Source organism: Rhizobium sp. AC44/96 (assembly GCF_001692185.1).
Lineage (GTDB): Bacteria > Pseudomonadota > Alphaproteobacteria > Rhizobiales > Rhizobiaceae > Rhizobium.
The window spans coordinates 597,701-616,214 of record NZ_LXKO01000014.1 but is presented as its reverse complement, the minus strand read 5'-3'; the positions used below and the strand labels follow the sequence as shown (position 1 = coordinate 616,214).

The 18,514-nt window shown below is 57.3% G+C and carries 18 protein-coding genes; 8 read left to right on the top strand and 10 right to left on the bottom strand.

Going from position 1 to position 18,514, the window contains the following annotated elements; translation table 11 throughout:
- Positions 1–107: 107 nt before the first annotated feature.
- Positions 108–1,148: a glutamine synthetase beta-grasp domain-containing protein gene (locus A6U87_RS15385; RefSeq protein ID WP_065692103.1), complete on the bottom strand. Its 1,041-nt coding sequence runs from the start codon at positions 1,146–1,148 to the stop codon at positions 108–110.
- Between the two features lie 494 nt (positions 1,149–1,642).
- On the opposite strand from A6U87_RS15385, the gene A6U87_RS15380 reads away from it, so the two are divergent.
- Both A6U87_RS15380 and A6U87_RS15375 read left to right on the top strand, forming a co-directional pair.
- Positions 1,643–1,846: a DUF2735 domain-containing protein gene (locus A6U87_RS15380; RefSeq protein ID WP_065692102.1), complete on the top strand. Its 204-nt coding sequence runs from the start codon at positions 1,643–1,645 to the stop codon at positions 1,844–1,846.
- 294 nt (positions 1,847–2,140) lie between these two features.
- Positions 2,141–3,367 carry a TIGR03862 family flavoprotein gene (locus tag A6U87_RS15375; protein WP_065692101.1) on the top strand — a complete coding sequence of 409 codons (1,227 nt, stop codon included), beginning with the start codon at positions 2,141–2,143 and terminating at the stop codon, positions 3,365–3,367.
- A gap of 2 nt (positions 3,368–3,369) precedes the next feature.
- On the opposite strand, the gene panB is transcribed toward A6U87_RS15375, so the two are convergent.
- A complete protein-coding gene (gene panB, locus A6U87_RS15370; protein ID WP_065692100.1) occupies positions 3,370–4,191 on the bottom strand; it encodes a 3-methyl-2-oxobutanoate hydroxymethyltransferase in 822 nt (273 codons plus the stop codon).
- On the bottom strand, positions 4,191–5,066 hold the full coding sequence (gene panC / locus A6U87_RS15365; protein WP_065692099.1) for a pantoate--beta-alanine ligase: 876 nt from the start codon (positions 5,064–5,066) through the stop codon (positions 4,191–4,193). The genes panB and panC overlap by 1 nt, the downstream gene beginning before the upstream one ends.
- 338 nt (positions 5,067–5,404) lie before the next feature.
- Here panC and A6U87_RS15360 point away from each other — a divergent pair, with 338 nt between their 5' ends.
- On the top strand, positions 5,405–6,073 hold the full coding sequence (locus tag A6U87_RS15360; RefSeq protein ID WP_065692249.1) for a J domain-containing protein: 669 nt from the start codon (positions 5,405–5,407) through the stop codon (positions 6,071–6,073).
- A 16-nt stretch (positions 6,074–6,089) separates the two neighbouring features.
- On the opposite strand, the gene A6U87_RS15355 is transcribed toward A6U87_RS15360, so the two are convergent.
- The 3 genes from A6U87_RS15355 to A6U87_RS15345 all read right to left on the bottom strand — a co-directional run bounded on the left by A6U87_RS15355 (position 6,090) and on the right by A6U87_RS15345 (position 8,472).
- Entirely contained in the window at positions 6,090–7,085 is a 996-nt protein-coding gene (locus tag A6U87_RS15355) for a Tim44 domain-containing protein (RefSeq protein ID WP_065692098.1), read from the bottom strand.
- 88 nt (positions 7,086–7,173) lie between these two features.
- Positions 7,174–7,632 (bottom strand): YbaK/EbsC family protein, encoded by a 459-nt coding sequence (locus tag A6U87_RS15350; protein WP_065692097.1) that lies wholly within the window; start codon positions 7,630–7,632, stop codon positions 7,174–7,176.
- Between the two features lie 45 nt (positions 7,633–7,677).
- Complete coding sequence (locus A6U87_RS15345) at positions 7,678–8,472, bottom strand: DeoR/GlpR family DNA-binding transcription regulator (protein WP_065692096.1); 795 nt, start codon at positions 8,470–8,472, stop codon at positions 7,678–7,680.
- Between the two features lie 197 nt (positions 8,473–8,669).
- Between A6U87_RS15345 and A6U87_RS15340 the strand changes: the two genes are divergently transcribed.
- Positions 8,670–9,398, top strand: a complete 729-nt coding sequence (locus tag A6U87_RS15340) for a membrane-anchored protein (RefSeq protein WP_065692095.1) — start codon at positions 8,670–8,672, stop codon at positions 9,396–9,398.
- A 121-nt stretch (positions 9,399–9,519) separates the two neighbouring features.
- Here the strand turns inward: A6U87_RS15340 and A6U87_RS15335 are convergent, their stop codons facing one another.
- Positions 9,520–10,221 (bottom strand): glycosyltransferase, encoded by a 702-nt coding sequence (locus A6U87_RS15335; RefSeq protein ID WP_065692248.1) that lies wholly within the window; start codon positions 10,219–10,221, stop codon positions 9,520–9,522.
- A 13-nt stretch (positions 10,222–10,234) separates the two neighbouring features.
- Positions 10,235–10,942 carry a membrane-anchored protein gene (locus A6U87_RS15330; protein ID WP_065692094.1) on the bottom strand — a complete coding sequence of 236 codons (708 nt, stop codon included), beginning with the start codon at positions 10,940–10,942 and terminating at the stop codon, positions 10,235–10,237.
- Positions 10,943–11,026: 84 nt separating this feature from the next.
- On the opposite strand from A6U87_RS15330, the gene A6U87_RS15325 reads away from it, so the two are divergent.
- Together A6U87_RS15325 and A6U87_RS15320 are read left to right on the top strand one after the other, a co-directional pair.
- Complete coding sequence (locus tag A6U87_RS15325; RefSeq protein WP_065692093.1) at positions 11,027–12,496, top strand: MBOAT family protein; 1,470 nt, start codon at positions 11,027–11,029, stop codon at positions 12,494–12,496.
- Between the two features lie 9 nt (positions 12,497–12,505).
- Positions 12,506–13,420, top strand: a complete 915-nt coding sequence (locus tag A6U87_RS15320; protein WP_141683959.1) for a hypothetical protein — start codon at positions 12,506–12,508, stop codon at positions 13,418–13,420.
- A gap of 72 nt (positions 13,421–13,492) precedes the next feature.
- Here the strand turns inward: A6U87_RS15320 and A6U87_RS15315 are convergent, their stop codons facing one another.
- The gene (locus A6U87_RS15315) at positions 13,493–14,197 is read right to left on the bottom strand and encodes a bifunctional 2-polyprenyl-6-hydroxyphenol methylase/3-demethylubiquinol 3-O-methyltransferase UbiG (protein ID WP_065692091.1); all 705 of its coding nucleotides are present in this window, start codon (positions 14,195–14,197) and stop codon (positions 13,493–13,495) included.
- A 243-nt stretch (positions 14,198–14,440) separates the two neighbouring features.
- On the opposite strand from A6U87_RS15315, the gene A6U87_RS15310 reads away from it, so the two are divergent.
- Together A6U87_RS15310 and A6U87_RS15305 are read left to right on the top strand one after the other, a co-directional pair.
- Positions 14,441–15,355: a glycosyltransferase family 92 protein gene (locus tag A6U87_RS15310; RefSeq protein ID WP_065692090.1), complete on the top strand. Its 915-nt coding sequence runs from the start codon at positions 14,441–14,443 to the stop codon at positions 15,353–15,355.
- Between the two features lie 278 nt (positions 15,356–15,633).
- Positions 15,634–16,548 carry a hypothetical protein gene (locus A6U87_RS15305; protein ID WP_065692089.1) on the top strand — a complete coding sequence of 305 codons (915 nt, stop codon included), beginning with the start codon at positions 15,634–15,636 and terminating at the stop codon, positions 16,546–16,548.
- Positions 16,549–16,604: 56 nt separating this feature from the next.
- Here the strand turns inward: A6U87_RS15305 and A6U87_RS15300 are convergent, their stop codons facing one another.
- Entirely contained in the window at positions 16,605–18,500 is a 1,896-nt protein-coding gene (locus tag A6U87_RS15300) for a bifunctional sugar phosphate isomerase/epimerase/4-hydroxyphenylpyruvate dioxygenase family protein (RefSeq protein WP_065692088.1), read from the bottom strand.
- Between the last annotated feature and the right edge of the window lie 14 nt (positions 18,501–18,514).

Sequence of the window (18,514 nt, the reverse complement as noted above, 5' to 3'; positions counted from 1 at the left end):
CAAGCCATCACGTACCAGGATAGGACATTCTTCCACCGCCGGCCGGACGGTGAAAAAAGGTAACGCCGGCCTTTCGACCGGCGTTATCAGACATTGCGAAGCGATTCTTAGGCAGCAGCCGAAGCGGAGCCGGCCAGCGGCACTTCCGCGATCGTCTTCAGAACGCGCGAAGCGATCTGGTAAGGGCAGCCCTGCGAGTTCGGGCGGCGATCTTCCAGATAGCCCTTGTAGTCGTTCTTGATGAACGAGTGCGGGACGCGGATCGATGCACCACGATCGGCAACGCCGTAGGAGAACTTGTTCCACGGAGCCGTCTCGTGCTTGCCGGTCAGGCGCTTGTCGTTGTCAGGGCCGTAAACAGCGATGTGGTCGAGCAGGTTCTTGTCGAACTGCGCCATCAGGGCTTCGAAATATTCCTTGCCGCCGACTTCGCGCATGTACTTGGTCGAGAAGTTGCAGTGCATGCCCGAACCGTTCCAGTCGGTGTCGCCGAGCGGCTTGCAGTGATACTCGATGTCGATGCCGTACTTTTCGGTCAGGCGCTGCAGCAGGTAGCGAGCCATCCAGATTTCGTCGGCTGCCTTCTTGGAGCCCTTGCCGAAGATCTGGAATTCCCACTGGCCCTTGGCCACTTCGGCGTTGATGCCTTCGTGGTTGATGCCGGCAGCGAGGCACAGGTCGAGGTGTTCTTCGACGATTTCGCGAGCGACGTCGCCAACGTTGGAGTAGCCAACGCCGGTGTAGTACGGGCCCTGCGGAGCCGGGTAGCCCTGCTCAGGGAAGCCGAGCGGACGGCCGTTCTGGTAGAAGAAGTATTCCTGCTCGAAGCCGAACCAGGTGCCTTCGTCATCCAGGATGGTGGCGCGCGCGTTGGACGGATGCGGGGTGACGCCATCGGGCATCATGACTTCGCACATGACGAGTACGCCGTTGGTACGAGCCGGGTCCGGATAAACCGCGACGGGCTTCAGTACGCAATCAGAGCTGCGGCCTTCGGCCTGCATCGTGGACGAACCATCGAAGCCCCAGAGCGGGAGCTGCTCGAGCGTCGGGAATTCAGCAAATTCCTTGACCTGCGTCTTGCCACGAAGGTTCGGTACCGGGGTGTATCCATCGAGCCAGATGTACTCGAGCTTATACTTGGTCATTTGCGAGTCTCTCAAAACAAAAGGTGTCAGCAAATCCCGGCGGATGTGGAGGCCGAAACTTCCTCATCCGCCGGGGGATGCGTATTGATATGCATATCGCGTGCCAGTTCGAAAATGCCATCGTTGCGGCTTGTCCCGCATAGGAGGTTTCTGTCACAATCCGGGTGAAGGGCGCCCGCAGTGCGGGGCACTGAAGTCATAGCGGACTCAAGCAGTTACACACCATCATTCGGGAGAATGCCGCAGCGCGGATCGGACGGTCGAGAAGCGGATAAGGGCCGGCGAATTTTTTCTCACCTTTGGCAAAAAGATCAAATATTAGGCACCTGATCAATCTTTGGACGTGAGTAAAATCTGATATAAACGTAATCATCCGTGCCCTGCCTATTATTCCAACAAATATTGCACTTTTTTCAATCAAATCGCGCAATCTCTGTGCAGCTGTGCTATTGTGCCCTCAACGTTCAAATGCGGGTCTCACAAGGAGGCATGACATGATTACTGGTGTGCATCACGAGTCTGCGACGATATACGCGTTCCCCGGCAAGCGCTTCGCTGCTGCCAGCACGCGGCAAATGACTGATATCGCAGAAGATATTGGCCCCTGCGTTTATGACAGCTGCTGGTATCACGAAGATGCAATGAAAGAGGCCGAAACGCCTACGAAGCCGAAATTCGTGCCTCGCGTGGTGGATTGATTCTGTTTCGGCCTTGGCTTGGCCAAAGCACTCTCGAGGCGCGGTCGCATGTCGCGATCTCGATCAGTGAGGACGAAATCGTGGCCGGATCGGCATTCGTCCTCACAATCCCTCCGTTAGATCTCCGATTTGCCCATGACGTCCTTCCCCGCTCCAAGTGCGGGGCTGCAAGCATGGAGCGGCGCTACAGCCGTCAGTGAAATTCCCTTCGACCCCTGCTCCTAATCCGACGCGCCTTGCATACGAAGTCTGTGCAGGCCATGAGAGAGTCTCAAGAGCGGCACGGGTAAAGGCATGACACAGAAAGAGATCGCGATCATCGGCGGCGGGCCAGCGGGGCTCATGGCCGCCGAAGTGTTGTCGGCCGTTGGTCATGCGGTCACAGTCTACGAAGCGATGCCGACTGTTGCCCGCAAGTTCCTGCTGGCCGGAAAATCCGGGCTCAACATCACTCATTCCGAGGACTACGATCGCTTCGTCACGCGCTTCGGTGCCGCCAACCGGCGGCTTCGCGCTGCGTTGGATGGCTTCACGCCCGAAGACATCCGGCAGTGGGCCGACGGATTGGGAACACAAACGTTTGTCGGATCGTCAGGCCGCGTGTTTCCGATGGCTATGAAAGCCTCACCGTTGCTACGTGCTTGGCTCAGGAGACTTGAAGGCCAAGGCGTGAAGATCCTGACAAGGCACCGCTGGATCGGATTTTCGCAAGATGCCTTCGCGATCGAATCCGTTGACGGTCTTAAGACAATCCAGTGCGACGCCGCCTTGCTGGCGCTTGGCGGAGAAAGCTGGCCAAGGCTCGGCTCCGATGGTCAATGGATTCCCTGGCTCAAGGACAGGGCAATAGCCATCCACGATTTTCGGCCGGCCAATTGTGGCTTTGATGTCGAATGGAGCGCGTTTTTCCGCGACCGATTTGCCGGCCAGCCGGTCAAATCGGTGACGGCGCGATCAGCCGCTGGTACGTATCCCGGCGAGTTTGTGATCAGCCGGCACGGTATCGAAGGCAGCCTGATCTACGCACATTCCGCAGCGCTGCGCGATGGGCTGGCCGCCGGCCAAGCTATGTGCTTGGAAATCGATCTGATGCCCGGTCGAGCGATCGATCGGATCGAACGCGATCTTGCTCGCCTCGATCCGAAGATGAGCTTTGCCAACCGCCTTCGTAAGGGCTCAGGCCTCGATGGCGTCAAGGCAAACCTGCTCCGCGAACTCGGCAGCGCTGAGGACCTGCAAAGCCCGCAGCGGCTGGCTCAGCTGATCAAGGCGTTGCGGATCCCTGTTGCCAGACCGCGCCCGATCGCCGAGGCGATATCGTCGGCCGGTGGCGTGGCCTGGGAAGAGATCGACGCGCGCTACATGCTGACAGCCCTGCCCGGAACATTCGTTGCCGGCGAAATGATCGATTGGGAAGCGCCGACTGGCGGCTACCTCCTCACGGCATGCATGGCGACCGGTCGAGCGGCCGCGCATGGCATGGCAGACTGGCTAGCTGCCGATAGGGGTTCGGCAAGCTAGGGTCACCGCCGAACCTGGAAGGTATGCTCCTGCGCCGGGAAGCGGCCAGCACGGACATCGTCGGCATAGCTGGCGACAGCCTGTGAAACGAGCGGGCTGAGATCGGCGAAACGCTTGACGAAGCGCGGCTTGAAATCGTTGAAAAGCCCGAGCATGTCATCGGAGACGAGCACCTGACCGTCGCAGGCAGGCGACGCACCAATACCAATGGTCGGCACAGCGAGCGCGGCAGTGATCTCGCGCGCAAGCGGTTCGACGGTACCTTCCACGACGACGGCGAAGGCACCCGCTTCGGCGACGGCAACCGCGTCGCGGCGGATCTTGTCGGCTTCCTGCTCCGAGTGGCCGAGCGATCGGAACCCACCCGCCGTGTTGACCAGCTGCGGCATCAAGCCGACATGACCGCAAACGGGAATGCCCCGGGCCGTCAGGAAGGCTATGGTCTCGGCCATTTCTTCCCCACCCTCGAGCTTAACACCGTCGCACCCGCTCTCCTGCATGATGCGGACTGCGCTGCGAAACGCCTGCTCCTTCGATTCCTGATAGGTTCCAAACGGCAAGTCGACCATCACGCAGGCATGGGCTGCCCCACGCATGACGGCCTTTCCGTGTGCGATCATCATCTCGAGCGTGACGGCGACCGTCGTCTCCATCCCGTAAAGAACCATGCCAACGGAATCGCCGACCAGCAACAGATCGCAATGCGAATCGAGGAGGCGGGCAATCGGCGTCGTATAGGCGGTGAGGCAAACGACCTTTTCGCCGCCTTTCATCGCTCGGATCGTTGCCGTTGTCAGACGCTTCTCTTTGCCTTGCGCGCTCATTATGCTGCCCTCGTCTGGCTGGATGTCTTGAGCCCGATCACACGGTTGTCGAGGAGTCGCGTGGTCCCGACCCTTATGAAGAGCGCCACCAGCACCGGCCCTGATTGTAGAAATGCTATTGGCTTCAACGTTACCGGATCGCGCACGGCAACGACTTCGGCCACAGCCAGTGGCTCTGACGCGACGAACCGCATCAGCGCGGCTTCCAGCTCGGCTGGATTATCGCAGCCTTCCGCGTACAGGCGCTCGGCTTCATCAAGCGTCTTGGGCACGACGACCGCGGCGGCGCGCTCGCGCTCGCTGAGATAGACGTTGCGCGACGAACACGCGAGCCCATCGGCTTCGCGCACGGTGGCAACGGCGACTACCCTGACCGGCTGCGCCAGATCCTCGACCATCCGTTTGATGAGCGCGACCTGCTGATAATCCTTTTCCCCGAAATAGGCTGCCTGGGGCTGAACCAGATTGAAAAGCTTGGTGACGACGGTCGCCACGCCGGCGAAATGCCCGGGGCGCACGGCACCTTCCAGCTCGCTACCAATCTCCGGAACATCGACGACGGTTTGCATCGGTTGCGGATACATCTCCGTCACACCGGGTGCGAAGAGAACGTCGACCCCTGCCTCTTCCAGCATGGCGGCATCGCGCGCGAGGTCGCGCGGATATTTTGCTAGGTCCTCGTTCGCGCCGAACTGAAGTGGATTGACGAAGATGGAAACCACGGTCACGTCGTTCTCGGCAGAGGCGCGTGAAACCAGCGCCATGTGACCGACATGCAGGAAGCCCATCGTCGGCACGAAACCGACCGTTCGCCCATCACGCCGGAAGGCCGCAAGGCAATCGCGCAGCTCCGCCGTGGTCTTGATAATACGCATCGCACCTCCTCCTCGGCCCGTCGCCGGCACGGCCGGCGCAGGAAGGTGGCGGATAGAACTCGATTTGACGAAATGCGTCAACGCGAGCAAGGCGATAATATCGATTAAGCGATCCACGCGGTATGTATTATTTCGCGCATATAGATAATCCGCCCCGAATGCACATCGGGATCCTCCCCAAGCGCCCGGACTCTGCGGCATTCGCCAAAGACAGTTCGTTTCACACAACCTTGTGCATTTTTGTCCAAACTCTGCCCTAGTGATGTTAGAAGAAAGACGGCAATAGACGAATGCCCTTCACGGGTGCCCCGGCGATGTCCGACAACAGCGGAGGGATGGTGACCAATCCTTATGAGATTCTCGGTGTCCGGCGAGACGCGAGCGACGAACAGATCAAGGCCGCCTACCGGCGTCGGGCCAAATCAACGCATCCCGATTCCGGCGGCGACACGACGGCCTTCGGCCGTGTCCAGAAAGCCTATGAGCTCTTGCTGGATCCCGTTCGCCGGAAGGTCTTCGACGATACCGGCTACGATGTCGAGCTTGCCGACCCTGTCGACCTGCAGGCCCTCATCGTCATTGAAAAGCTGGTCAATGAACTCACGCTGGATGAGCGCGAGCCCGGTTCCTTCGACCCCCTGGCCCGCATGCGTTCCGATCTGTCGGAAGAAATGCGTAAGGCCCGGTTCAGCAAACGCGAGCTTGAGCGTCATTCGTCACGCATAGAGCACCATCTGGAGCGCCTGGAAAAAAGGCCGGCGACCGATATTCTCGGCTCGATGTTGCGCGCACGCGTCAAGGCTATCGCCACGGCCATCAGCGAGACCGAGGCGAAGATCAAGGCAAACGAGCGCGCCTGCGAGATGCTTTATGACTATAGCTACGAAGTCGACGTGCAGGAAAGCGACGCGGCGCTCCTAACAGAGGCCGACGCGACGCCATCAATTTCCGCAAAGCGTGAAGAGCGACCGCTCTGGGTTGTGCCGTCAGCCGCGCAGGAAGGCTGAAACGCAGGCGCCGCGATTACGCGGCGCGCTGTTCCGTACCCTGAATGGCGGCGAGTTTCCAATCGGCGCCCGGCTTGCGGACGAAGGTCCAGACCTCGGCCGTCTCGGTCGGGTGGCTGTTGTCACCGCTCACCACTCGCCCGCCTGCCCGCTCGACCAGTGCGTCGATCGACGAGTATCGCATCGCAAGCGTCGCATATTCAGAGCCGTCTTCGCGCCACGCTTCCGCAATGTCACCCTGCAAGAGCTTCACATCAGACACTTCGTTGCGCACACCATTGGTGGCGTTTTCGCCTAGTTCCTCGGCGAGATAGGACATCGCTTCCGGGGTCGTGAGGCGCCTCAGCGTAGCATAGTCCTCGCTGCCGTAGGCGGTCTGCACTTCGGTCAGAAGCTGCTCGAAATTGTCGAGATCGGTCTGTTTCAAACCAATTTCGTCATCCGCCTTGGCACTTTGCCGCGACTGACCGAGGCCGGCCGCAGAGCCGATCGACGGGATGTGGAAGGATGAGTTCGCGCTCGATGCCATGTTGTGTGCAGCGCCTTGCGACGCGGCGCCATAGGAGGGCTGTCGGCGATTGGCGAAGTAACGCATCGCAAACGAGATCGCCATGCCGATCAGGGCTACCTGCAAGAGCATCCCGAGGAAGCCGAAGCCGCCGCCGAAGCCGTGGCCAAGGAGCATGCCGAGCAATCCACCGGCAACGAGGCCGCCGATCATCGAGCGGCCAAAGCCACCAAACATGCCCGGGCGCTGGACCCCTGCGGGTTGCTGGTTAGCATAAGGCGCAGTCGTTTGCGGACGAGTCGTCATCGAACGATCGATCGGTGCCGCCGGAGCCGGGGCTGTTCTGGTAACAGGTGGCGCCTGGAAGGTGCGCGTCCCACGGCTACCGAAACCGAAGCTTCCAGCGCGCCGCGCATCAGCCTCCCCGATCGAGGCAAACACGGTAGCGCCCGTCAGGACGGCAATCGCCGCAACCTTGGCAAAACGCGAAACGGCACGGGGCATTCAATCTCTCCTCTGCAACCCACTATCGGATGTCGGGAGATATATAGGTGGCTTTTTCCGCGTTTGAAGCTTTTCGGCGGCAATTGGCTCACTGACAGACATCGACCCAGGTTGCATTGGTCAATTCCGCCAGTCGTTCGGTCGATATGCGTACGGCCGAATTGGTGGATCCTGCCGCCGGCACGACCACCTCGAAACGTCGCAGCGAGACATCGCAATAGACAGGCAGGGGCGTTGGAAGCCCGAATGGGCAGACGCCGCCGACAGGATGGCTGGTGACCTCGACCACTTCCTCGGCACCCAGCATGCGGCCCTTTGCGCCGAAGGTATCCTTGAATTTTCGGTTGTCGAGCCTTGCCAGACCGCCGGCGACGACGAGGATCGGCTCATCACCGACCCGCAGGCAGATCGTCTTCGCAATCTGCGCGGGATCGACACCATGGGCCTCCGCCGCCAGTGCCACTGTCGACGAACTCTCGGATGTTTCGATGATTTCGACGTCGGGAGCGGACGCCATGAAGAATGCGCGGACTGTTTCTATGCTCATGGAGCAAACGCTAGCGCAACAGCAGATAGAAATGAAGCCCAATTGTCATCGGTGATCGCTCCGCGCGGCCTGCCCTTGTGCGCTGGTTTCGATCAGCCTGACATCATTCTCCAGACAGAGTTGGCGAATGGAGGGAGTAACGCATTGGTCGGTGATGAAGGTGTTTACCTGCGAAAGCTGCGCGATCCGGACCGGAGCGGTGCGCTCGAACTTGGTGGAGTCGGCGACCAGCACAACATGCCGCGCATTGGCGATGATCGCTTGGGCGACCTTGACCTCACGAAAATCATAATCGAGCAGCGCGCCATCAGCATCGATTGCCGAAGCGCCGATGACGGCGTAGTCCACCTTGAACTGCCGGATGAAATCGACAGCCGCCTCACCCACGATCCCGCCATCGGAGCCGCGCACGACCCCGCCGGCGATGACGACTTCGATGGCCGGCAGAATTCTCAGCCTGTTGGCGACATTGATGTTGTTGGTGATCACCATCAATTCGTGGTGATTGATCAAGGCCTCTCCTACCGCCTCCGTCGTCGTGCCGATATTGATGAAGAGGGAGGCATTGTTGGGAATGAGACTGGCGGCAGCGACACCAATCTCTTGCTTCTCAGCCGCGGCAATCTGCCGTCGTGCCTCGTATTTCACATTTTCGGTCCCGCTCGGGAACGTGGCGCCGCCATGCACGCGCGTCAGGATCTGCGCATCGCAAAGATCGTTCAGGTCCTTGCGGATGGTTTGCGGAGTGACCGAAAAATGGGCCGCCAATTCCTCGACGAACACGCGCCCATTCGCCTTTGCCCTGTCGACTATTTCGGTTTGGCGATCGCTCAGGAACATCGGTGTCGGCTCTTTCACTTCGGTTTCGTTTTGCAGACAGACGCATCCTTAACAGAGCCGGAGATCGCACGCAAAGCGAAGCCTCAAGCAGCGAACCTGCACTTTGTCATTGACTTCAGGCATGCTTGAATATCCACCTTACGAGGCGACACCACCCCAAGTCATAGGACCTTCTTCATCGCAAGCAGGAAGCTTTTATGCCCAGTTTCGGAAAGATCTTTCACAGGCAGGTTTACCGCCGCCTGAAATATGCATTGACGCGGCCAGTCCCGCTTAAGAGCAGTCCACATTTTACCGGTCCCGTTGTCGTCGTCGGATCGGCGCCAGTCTCCCACAAGCCCGTCGGACTTGATGCCAGCTATGGCATAATCTCGATCAACGGTTCCCAAACCGTGATTGACCGATGGGGGATTGATGAACCCCACATTACCCTCATGCAGCCTCGCCAGATCGAGAGTGAGAATACAAACGCGATCGAGGTTCGCCGCGTTCTAAACGGCCTTAGAACCAAGCGCCTCTATGTCTTCCTCTGGAGAAAAGGCCTGCCGCAACTCAAAGAGGCTATCGCCAAATTCAACTACACCTTCGGCCATTTGGAGATCGTCGACCGATATGATCGCATTGCGCTGATCGATCGCGTCACGGGCGTTAAGTCTTTCGAGATCGACACGGAAGACAAATACTCCAACGGGATCATTGGCGTCATGTTTGCCCTTCACCAAGGTGCAACGGCGGTGATCATAACCGGCATCAATCCTGATTCCTCCGGGCACATCTACAACACGAAGGATTTGCCGCGCCTGCATATGAAGAAGGACAGGGAAATACTCGTTCTGCTTCGTCAAAAGGGATTCCCGATTTATACCGCCGATCCCGAGGTCTCTGCGTCGACTGGCATACCGATATGGCAGGGGCAGACCGCCTGACATCGCTGAACTCGTCATCGGAACCTCGACTGCGACGGCGAACTGAACTCAGCTGCTTGCCGAACGGCCCCACACGGAGGGTCGTTCGGTCGCCCAAGGCTTCACCCCCGGTGGCTGGCGATCAGATCGGCTGGAATTCGGGATCTATCTTGTCGGCAAAGGCCTTCCACTCGGCCGCATACTCCACGTTTTGCCAATCCTTGAACCACGGACCACCATTGGTGAAGTGAACCGCCTTCGGGTATCCGGATTCCGGTTTCTCGTTCCACCCTTCCAGCCAGTTCCACTCCAGTGGAACCTCGCCGATTTCGGAATCTTCCGCCCACTGCATGCGGTGTAGATATGCCCCACTCTCGCGATTGATAAGTTCAGGCGTAAGTTTCCGCGTAGACGGATGCTCGCAATTGAAAAGCATGAAAGAAGACCAGTTCTTGCGCGGATAGGTGGTCTGGACTTTCCCGTCCATCTTCAGACCCTCCTTCGGCGTATAATCGTGGTGCACGCACACGACCGCCTTTGTGTCGTCCCGGTATTTGAGGAGGCCGGCTACGTCGCCGAAAAAGAGGAAGTCGCAATCACAAAAAAGTGCCCAGCCTTTAAAACCGGCCAGCCAGGGAGTGAAAAAACGGGAATAGGTAAACTCGGTGGAGGCTAGCGGATCGATATCCCGCGTATAGGCGCCACGGTCGACCAAGTCTTGAAGCTTGATGGGAATAACGCGAGTGGGGATCGAGGTGTGTTTGTCAATGGAGGCTTTCGCCACGTCGTACGCTATAGGTTCTCGAGAATCCCAGCCAATATAAATATCCAGCTTATCCGGCATTTTATCCTCTTTCTTAAGGTGCACTCCAAAGTGGTATTCCGACTGCCTCAGCCACGCTAACATCTGCGGTGTAAAGGGGCCATCCGTTCTTTATCAATAACTGGAGGACATCAGCATCCGTTTCGGCGTGTTGGCGACGCAGGTTTGCATCGTTGTAGGTGTGGCCGGATGATGACGGGTCAATACCGGTGATGATGACCGCAGGCGCGTTGTTGGCCAGGGCATACAGCACACCCGTGATGCCGTTCGAAAATCGATCGTCTGCACGGAGCTCGAGATTTAGCTCACCGGTCACAGAGCGATGAAGCGCCATGCGCTCCATTCGCGACAACACATAGAGCTCATCGTATCCATATTCGAGCGGAACAAGAGCATCCTTGAGTTCGTCGAACGACCTGTTCCAAAGCGCAACAAACAAACGACCGGTAGACGAACCTTTGATCACGCGTCGCACGGAAACCGCGTTGGTGTTTACCCCTCCGATTTGCTTTGTCGCCATGAAAGTCACATCCGGCTTGGCCCTGCCCCATTTGGCGGACACAGCCTGCGAACCGTTGACAGTGATAACGACATAGCTGTCGTCAAAGCCCTCCGGCTTTGTTGATACCGGTGCAGAACCCACCACGACAACAGGGGTCGAAAAGTTCTGCGGATGCACTGGGGGAGTTGGTTTTCGCCAGTGAAATTTCAGGCGCCTGGCTAGTCCTTGTCCGATCTTCATCTAAGGCCTATATGTGCGAGTGGAAATCGAAGGTGAAAAGGCTCTACGGCTTAAGTTAGGCGACGCATTCCGAAAAGAGCACACATGCTTTTCAACTCGGTGCAATTTATTTTTGCTTTTCTACCAATTGTAATCACAGTTTACTATCTGTTGCACACCAGATCTGAGCAGTTATCGATCTGGTGGCTTGTCGCGGCATCTCTGTTCTTTTATTCCGCTTGGGATATCAGCTTTCTGCCGATCTTCCTGTTGAGCGTGGTTTCCAATTTTTGCTTCTCATTGGGTATCGAGCGCTGCCCGGAGCCGGCCAGAAGGGCCGTGCTCGCCCTTGGCATCATCTTCAATCTCGGTCTCCTGGCATACTTCAAATATGCCAACTTTGTCGTCTCTCAGGTTTCCCGGTTTTCCGGCACACACATCGACTGGGTGGCGGTCGTCCTGCCGATCGGAATTTCCTTTTTCACCTTTCAGCAAATTGCCTATCTGGTGGATGTGTCGCGCTCACAGGCGAAAGAGCGTAGCTTTGTTCGCTATCTGCTATTCAACTCTTTCTTCCCGCACCTGATCGCCGGCCCCATCACCCACCATAAGGAGATGATGTCGCAGTTCGGGCGGTCTCGACCAAACCCGATTGATGACCTAGCAATCGGCTTGACCTTCTTCACCGTGGGATTGGCAAAAAAGGTCCTGATCACCGACACCGTTGCCCCATATTCGACGGCTGTGTTCGCACACGCCGCGAGCGGGAATATGATCTCGTCTGCAGACGCCTGGACGGCCATCCTTTGCTACAGCCTCCAGATCTATTTCGACTTTTCCGCCTATTCGGACATGGCCATTGGCCTGGCAAAAATGTTCGGCATCGATTTTCCGATCAATTTCGCATCGCCCTACAAGAGCACATCAATTTCAGACTTCTGGCGGCGATGGCACATTTCGCTTTCCCGTTTTCTGCGCGACTACCTCTATATTCCGCTGGGCGGCAACAGGGTTAGCCCTCGCCGAAGACAGTTCAATCTCTTCGCCACCATGGTGATTGGCGGGGTGTGGCATGGCGCGGGATGGACGTTCCTGGTGTGGGGTACGCTGCATGGGGTCTATCTTCTCATCAACGATGCATGGCGCAAAACCGCGCTCGCGGGCGTGCTCGCCGACTACCCGATCTGGCGATATGTCGCCTGGCTCTGTACGATGCTCGCCGTCATGTTTGCTTGGGTTCCCTTTCGGGCGGAGAGCATGGGGGTCGCGATCCAGATGTGGCAAGCCATGGGTGGCTTCGGCCCGGACGCCAAATCCGTCGTGGCTCATTGGCAGCCGCTTATCTACATCATCCTTTTCGGAGCCGGCGCCGTACTTCTTCCAAACATCTACGAAATTCTCGCTTCGACCCGTACCGGCCTTCCCAGTAAAGGTTATCCGGCGACCGAGATCTCCAAGTCTCCCGCTCCGACCTGGCTATTCAGCAAAGCGCATGGCGTGGCTTTCGGCGTTGTTTTCGCACTCGTCGCATTGAAGCTGTCTGACGTGAGCGAATTCATATACTTCCAGTTCTAGGGCATCGAAATGAGACGATCCACCCTACCCTTCATCCGCACCTTCATGATCACGGCTGCATCGATCCTGCTCCTGTCGGCGGCCGTGATCGAAGGAACGAGCGCCTTGGGTCGGCCTTCCTTGCCTTATGAGAAGATCTACAACTTCCAGATTGCCAAGCTCGAACACGCCCGTGCTGAACAGCTCTTTATCGGCGATTCTTCGTTGGGAAACTCCGTGAACGCACAGCTCTGGACCAAGCTGTCCGGCGAGCAGACTCTCAATCTCGCGTTGACCGGAGCCTTTGGTTACGAGGGCAGCTACTGGATGCTTCGGCGAGCCTTGTCGGCAGGCATGAGGCCGAAGATCGTCTATCTCATGCAGACATCCGACATGCTTACGCGCCGCCCTGTAGACCAGGAGTTGCTGGCCGAGATCTCGGATGCGAAGGGCCTCGCGCGACTAGCCGCATGGTGGCGAAGCCGGATGAACCTGCAGGAATTGAGTTCCGCCTTCGATTTCATCCAGCAGTATTTTGACGAAAGCCGCCCAAACCAGGAGAACTTCGACATCGTCAATGACTATATGGAGCAGCATGCGAGAGTGGACCTGGCAAAGATCCCATCCGCCCTGTCAGAGGGCGAAATCAACGCGACGAAACCCGCGTATCTCGAAAAGATCGCATCGCTTTGCTCATCGGAGGGGATCAAGTGTATCTACATACACGGCCCGCTCGCGGAACCGACATGCAAGAATTCGGCGCAGTATTTCCAAGCAGCCGATGAAATCATCCGGGATTCAGGCCTTCCGCTCCTATCTCCGCAACCGATGTGCATCTCGATCGAGCAGCTGGGTGATGCGGTCGATCACGTCGCACCCTCCGAAAAAGACAAGTTCACCTCTGCGCTCTTCGATCTCATGCAGATGAGTTCGGGGAAGTTTTGAAAACGCCCGGCTGATGACCTTAGAAGGATGGGATCGCTTTATCGCAGCGATCGATGCGGGTAGGATGAAACCTTAGCGACCCGCTACGCGCTGCCATACTTTCTTCAGTCTTTCCAATGGCAGCCTGCCTTCCATCCGCTGATAGAGCTCTCGATGGATCATATCCATCTGGTAAGGCTCGCGATGTGTGTCTCGCATGTCTCCCGGCTCGCTGCCGGTCTTGATAAACAGCATCGTGTTTTGCTGATACCAGTATCGGATGGCTTCATTTCCCCAGATCTGAGGCCGAACGACATCATAACCTCGATAGCCCTTCCTCAAAAACAGGTCGGCCCAATAACTCTGCCACTGCTCGTTCACGTGACCGCGACCACCCTGATTGGGCACGGCAGCGCTGAACAGCACGACATCGGAAGCCGCGCAGAGATCCTCGACGAAGGTTGATGCGCGACCTTCTGAAAGATGCTCAGCAACTTCCAGCGAGATCGCCAGGTCGACGGGCCGCTCGAGCGATATCCTTTGTTCAAGATCCAGGAGATTGAGCGCGATGCGAGGATCATCAACCATCTCCCGGCGCAACCATTTTCCTTCGAACCCAGTGACGTTCTCAGCGCCGAGTTCAAGCGCAGCGCTCAACCAAGTACCGGTACCGCATCCGAAGTCCACGACCGATTGGAAGGGAACCTTTTGGCGAACGATTTGGAGGATGTGGCGGGCCGCCGGAAGCGTTCTTGATCGACGCTTTTCATAAAAACCTTGATCGTACTCTTGCTTCATTGGATGCCGGATCCGGACGTAAAGTTAGAGAAAATGATCGCTCCAGAGCTGTAGCAATTTAGTTCTGACGATGCAAATTGCCGAAACGACGGGGACGCCTCCCCTGGGAGGCGACCTAGCCCGGCGAACTGAACCTTCCGACGACGCTGGCGGCCCATATTAGCTGGCAACCCTTGGCCGTTGATTTCAAAGCAAGCTTTGGTTTAACAATGCGGGCAAACGTCGGAGACGAAGGACGTGCTAATGAAGTTCTTTCGGAAAAAGCAGCCGTACAGCAAGACGATATCGATTGTTCCTCCGAAACCGTCGACGACGCGCAACGGGATAGCCATCGTTGCGTGCGTCAAAAATGAAGAGCCTTATATAGCCGAGTGGCTGACATTTCATCGTGCCGTGGGTGCCGCGCATTTCTTTCTCTATGACGATGGAAGCGACGACCGCACCCTCGACGTCGCCAGAGAACGGCTGCCCGCCGAGGCACTAACGGTTATCCCATGGCGTGGGAGGATGAGTGACGGGTATTCCGGCAATATTCTCAACAGCCAGACCATAGCTTTCGCCCACGCCATCCTTAACTTCGGAAGCGAATTTGAGCGGTTTGCATTCATCGATGTCGATGAATTCATCGTACCGAAGAAAGGCCTTTCCATCGCCGATAGTCTCAGCGGATCGAAGGGGTTTCCGAACATCTCATTGCCCTGGCATATGTTTGGCTCATCGGGTCACATTCAAAGACCAGCGGGTCCGGTGAGCCGGAACTATACCTACAGAGCAAAAGATCCGATGAGCAGGCTTAAGAATGCCAGCAACTTCAAGTGCATCGTCGATCCTTGCGAAGTGACGGAAGTCAGCATTCATCATTTCAGCACCAGAGATCACGGAGAATTGACGTCCAATGATCGCGGAGAGGTGTTTAGTCGCAGAGGAAGAAAGCGGCCTGAATTCTATTCGTCGGATTTTCTGCAGTTGAACCATTATTATGGGAAATCGAAGGAAGAGTTGGAACAGAAGCTCGCTCGTGGCCCGGCGTCTCCGGCATCGCGGCAGCGATATGAAGAACGCGTGCGGATAGCCGTGACAAATATAGAGCTCGAAACCGTGCGTGATCTGGCGATCATCGACCTTGTTGAGAAATTGGGCGTAGGTGAACATCTTTAATCAATTTCTTATATACAAAGCCTCAGGTCCTGTTTCGAATTGGGAAAGAAACGAGACAAGGCAGGCTTATAGCCAGTTCCCCTCGAAGGATTTACAACATGAGATTGACCGACATCGTTGCCCTCCTGAGTATTGAGGCAGGAAAAAGGTGGAGTTGCTATAATCAAAGCAGTGTTTGATTGTGCTTCTGCAATGCGGCCGGCGGTTAAATATTGATGGCGCTGGTTTTTAGATCGCCGTTGCCATGTCGTGCTGACGCCTGAAACACAGAGTAGACGATGCAAGTCAGAAAAAGCGGACGGCCCTTTCATAGATCGCTTATCAAGATCGGTACCAGACTTCTTCTTGGGCGTTCGAAAAGTCACTTTCAGGACTGGCTTCCAGGATTGGAATTCCAGACCCGATCAGACAACAACGCGACCACCATAATCTATAAGGGACAATCGCTCGCAAACGCCGTGAACTTTCGGGATTTGCAATGGCCGGACACGATTGCGATCGTGGGCAGTGGACCGTCGATCAATCAGTGTCGAATCGATCACATTCCACCCCATCAGGCGATTCTGTTGAACGGCGCCATCAAGCTGATCGGGACCGAAATCCGGGATCCGCTCGCCATTGCAATCGAAGACGAGCGGTTTATCTGGCATCATTTTGATTTTGTCCAAAATTATGTCGGACGCGATACGACCTGCCTGTTGTCGCTTGAGGTCATTCGAGCCATTTGCGAGCTCGATAGAACCTGGATATCCGGCAGAAAAATCGTGCTGATCCGCAATGGACTTGCCCCGTACCAGCACAAAAGGCGAAGCGTGTCCGATTTTGCAAGGGAATGTTCTGTATTCGGTGCGCAAAACGGAGCCATCTCTCTCGATCCAGACTGCGGCACTATTCCTGCCGGCTCAGTGGCGACCACAGTTACGCAGTTCGCTGTTGCATCCCAACCGAAACACATCCTCTTTTTCGGCATTGATTTGAACAATTCGCAGCAACCTCGCTTCTACGAGAAAGAGGGGGCTGTCTCGTTCAGCGGTCTCGCACGCGCCGAAGTGCGGCTTCTCGGCGCGTTTGAAGCCGTGAAGATCTACGCGGACGGCCACGGGATTCAGTTATCGTGCTGTTCGCCGGTATCTTCGCTTCTGAAAATTGGCTACCCCTACGATCCAGCTTATGAGGCTGACGCCAAGCTTTGAACGACGTGCCGCACGCGTCCCGCAATCTTTTGCCGGTTCGCACGTAATCGACACGCTTATTCCTTTGGCATCCCTTCCGGCCGAAGTGCCTTCTTCAGCGCGGCAATGCGGAAGATGGCGTTGGGAGCACCGTAGCCGCGATAGGCGCGGCGCTCGACGATTTCGAAGAAAAAGCCCTCGCCATAGGTTCCGCTGTAGAGGTGGAAATATTCGCCGTGCTCGTCGCGGTCATAAAGAATGTTGTGTGCCTTCAGCCGTTCAGTCAGCTCGGGTTCCAGCCCGAAGCGGGCTTCCACGTCGCCATAATAGTTCTGTGAGATCGGAAGTGGCTTGAAGCCGTTCTTCGTCAACGCCGCGGCGGTGGCGAAAATGTTATTAGTAGAGAATGCCAGGTGCTGCACACCGGAGCCGAACGTCTCGGCGATGAAATGACCGGCAAGCGTGCGGCGGTTTTCCGCACCATTCAGCGTAATCCTCAGTTCGCCGCTGTTGTTTTCAATCACCTGGCTGCGAACGATGCCGGCCGGATCGATGATGTCGACCACCGGTGTCTTGCTGGTTTCGAAGATCGATGTGTAGAACAGGAGCCAGGTCAGCATCTCGTCGTAGGCAACCGTCTGCGCGACGTGATCCACGCGGTTGAGATGCGCGGAGCACACCGCTTCATCGGCCTGGTCCTCTACAGCGACAAAATCGACCTCGGGGAAGCGGCCAAGATCGCTCTTGTGATCAATCAGATAGATCAGGCCACCGCCCACTCCTCGGATTGCCGGAATCTGCATCTCGCCGTCCGCCACTGGCTGCTCGAACGGCTCGGCGCCAAGCGCGATCGCGCGGGCAAACGCGGCCTTGGCATCGTCCACCGCGAGTGCCATGGCATAGGCCGTCGTGCCATGCACGACGAACGAAGCGTTGGCGAAGCCCTTATCCTCAGTGTTGACGATCAGTCGGATTTCGCCCTGGCTGAACAGTCCGACCTTCTTCGTCCGGTGCCCCGCCACCTTGCGGAAACCAAGCGTTCTCAGCATCGCGACGAGGTCGCGTGCATCCTTTTCGTCGGCGGAAAATTCGACGAAGCCGACGCCGTGGACCTTCGCACGTTCCGGCATGGGGGGTACCGTCAGCGCCGTGACGCCAGGAGAGCGGCGGACCTGATCGCCGAGATAGATCAGCGAGCGATGGCCATCGGCGGCGATCGAGCGCGGCGAGCCACCGCGAAACTGGTCGTTGAAGATCTCCAGCGAGAAATAACCGTCGTATCCGGTTTCGGCGATGGCTGATGTAAACGCACCAACCGGAAGATCGCCCTCACCGGGCATGTTGCGGAAATGGCGCGACCAATAGAGGAGGTCCATGTCGATCAGCGGTGCATCGGCCAGTTGCACGATGAAGATCTTCTCCTTGGGGATGGAGCGGATCGAATTGACATCGATCTTGCGCGACAGGGTATGAAAACTGTCGAGGATCAGACCGATGTTAGGATGGTCCGCGCGCCGAACGATCTCCCAGGCGTCGCGATGATCACTGATGTGTCGCCCCCAGGCGAGTGCCTCGTAGCCAACCCTGAGGCCACGCTTCGCTGCCCGTTCGCCGAGTTCGCGGAAATCGTCGGCGGCCCGGTCGATTCCCCCAAGCGAGAGCGGAGACACGTTCGAGCAGACGAGCACCAGATCGGTACCAAGCTCCTGGATGACGTCGAACTTGCGCTCGGCCCTGTCGAATGTGCGGCTCCGGTGCGAGGCCGGCATGCCCTCGAAATCGCGGAACGGCTGGAACAGAGTGATCTCAAGCCCGACGTCGCGCGCCATCCGGCCGACATCCGCTGGACTGCCGTCGAAAGCCAGGAAGTCGTTTTCAAAGATCTCGACGCCGTCAAAGCCGGCGCGCGCAATCGCCTCAAGCTTTTCAGGCAACTCTCCGCTGATCGATACGGTAGCGATTGAGGTTTTCATGACAATACCCTCCC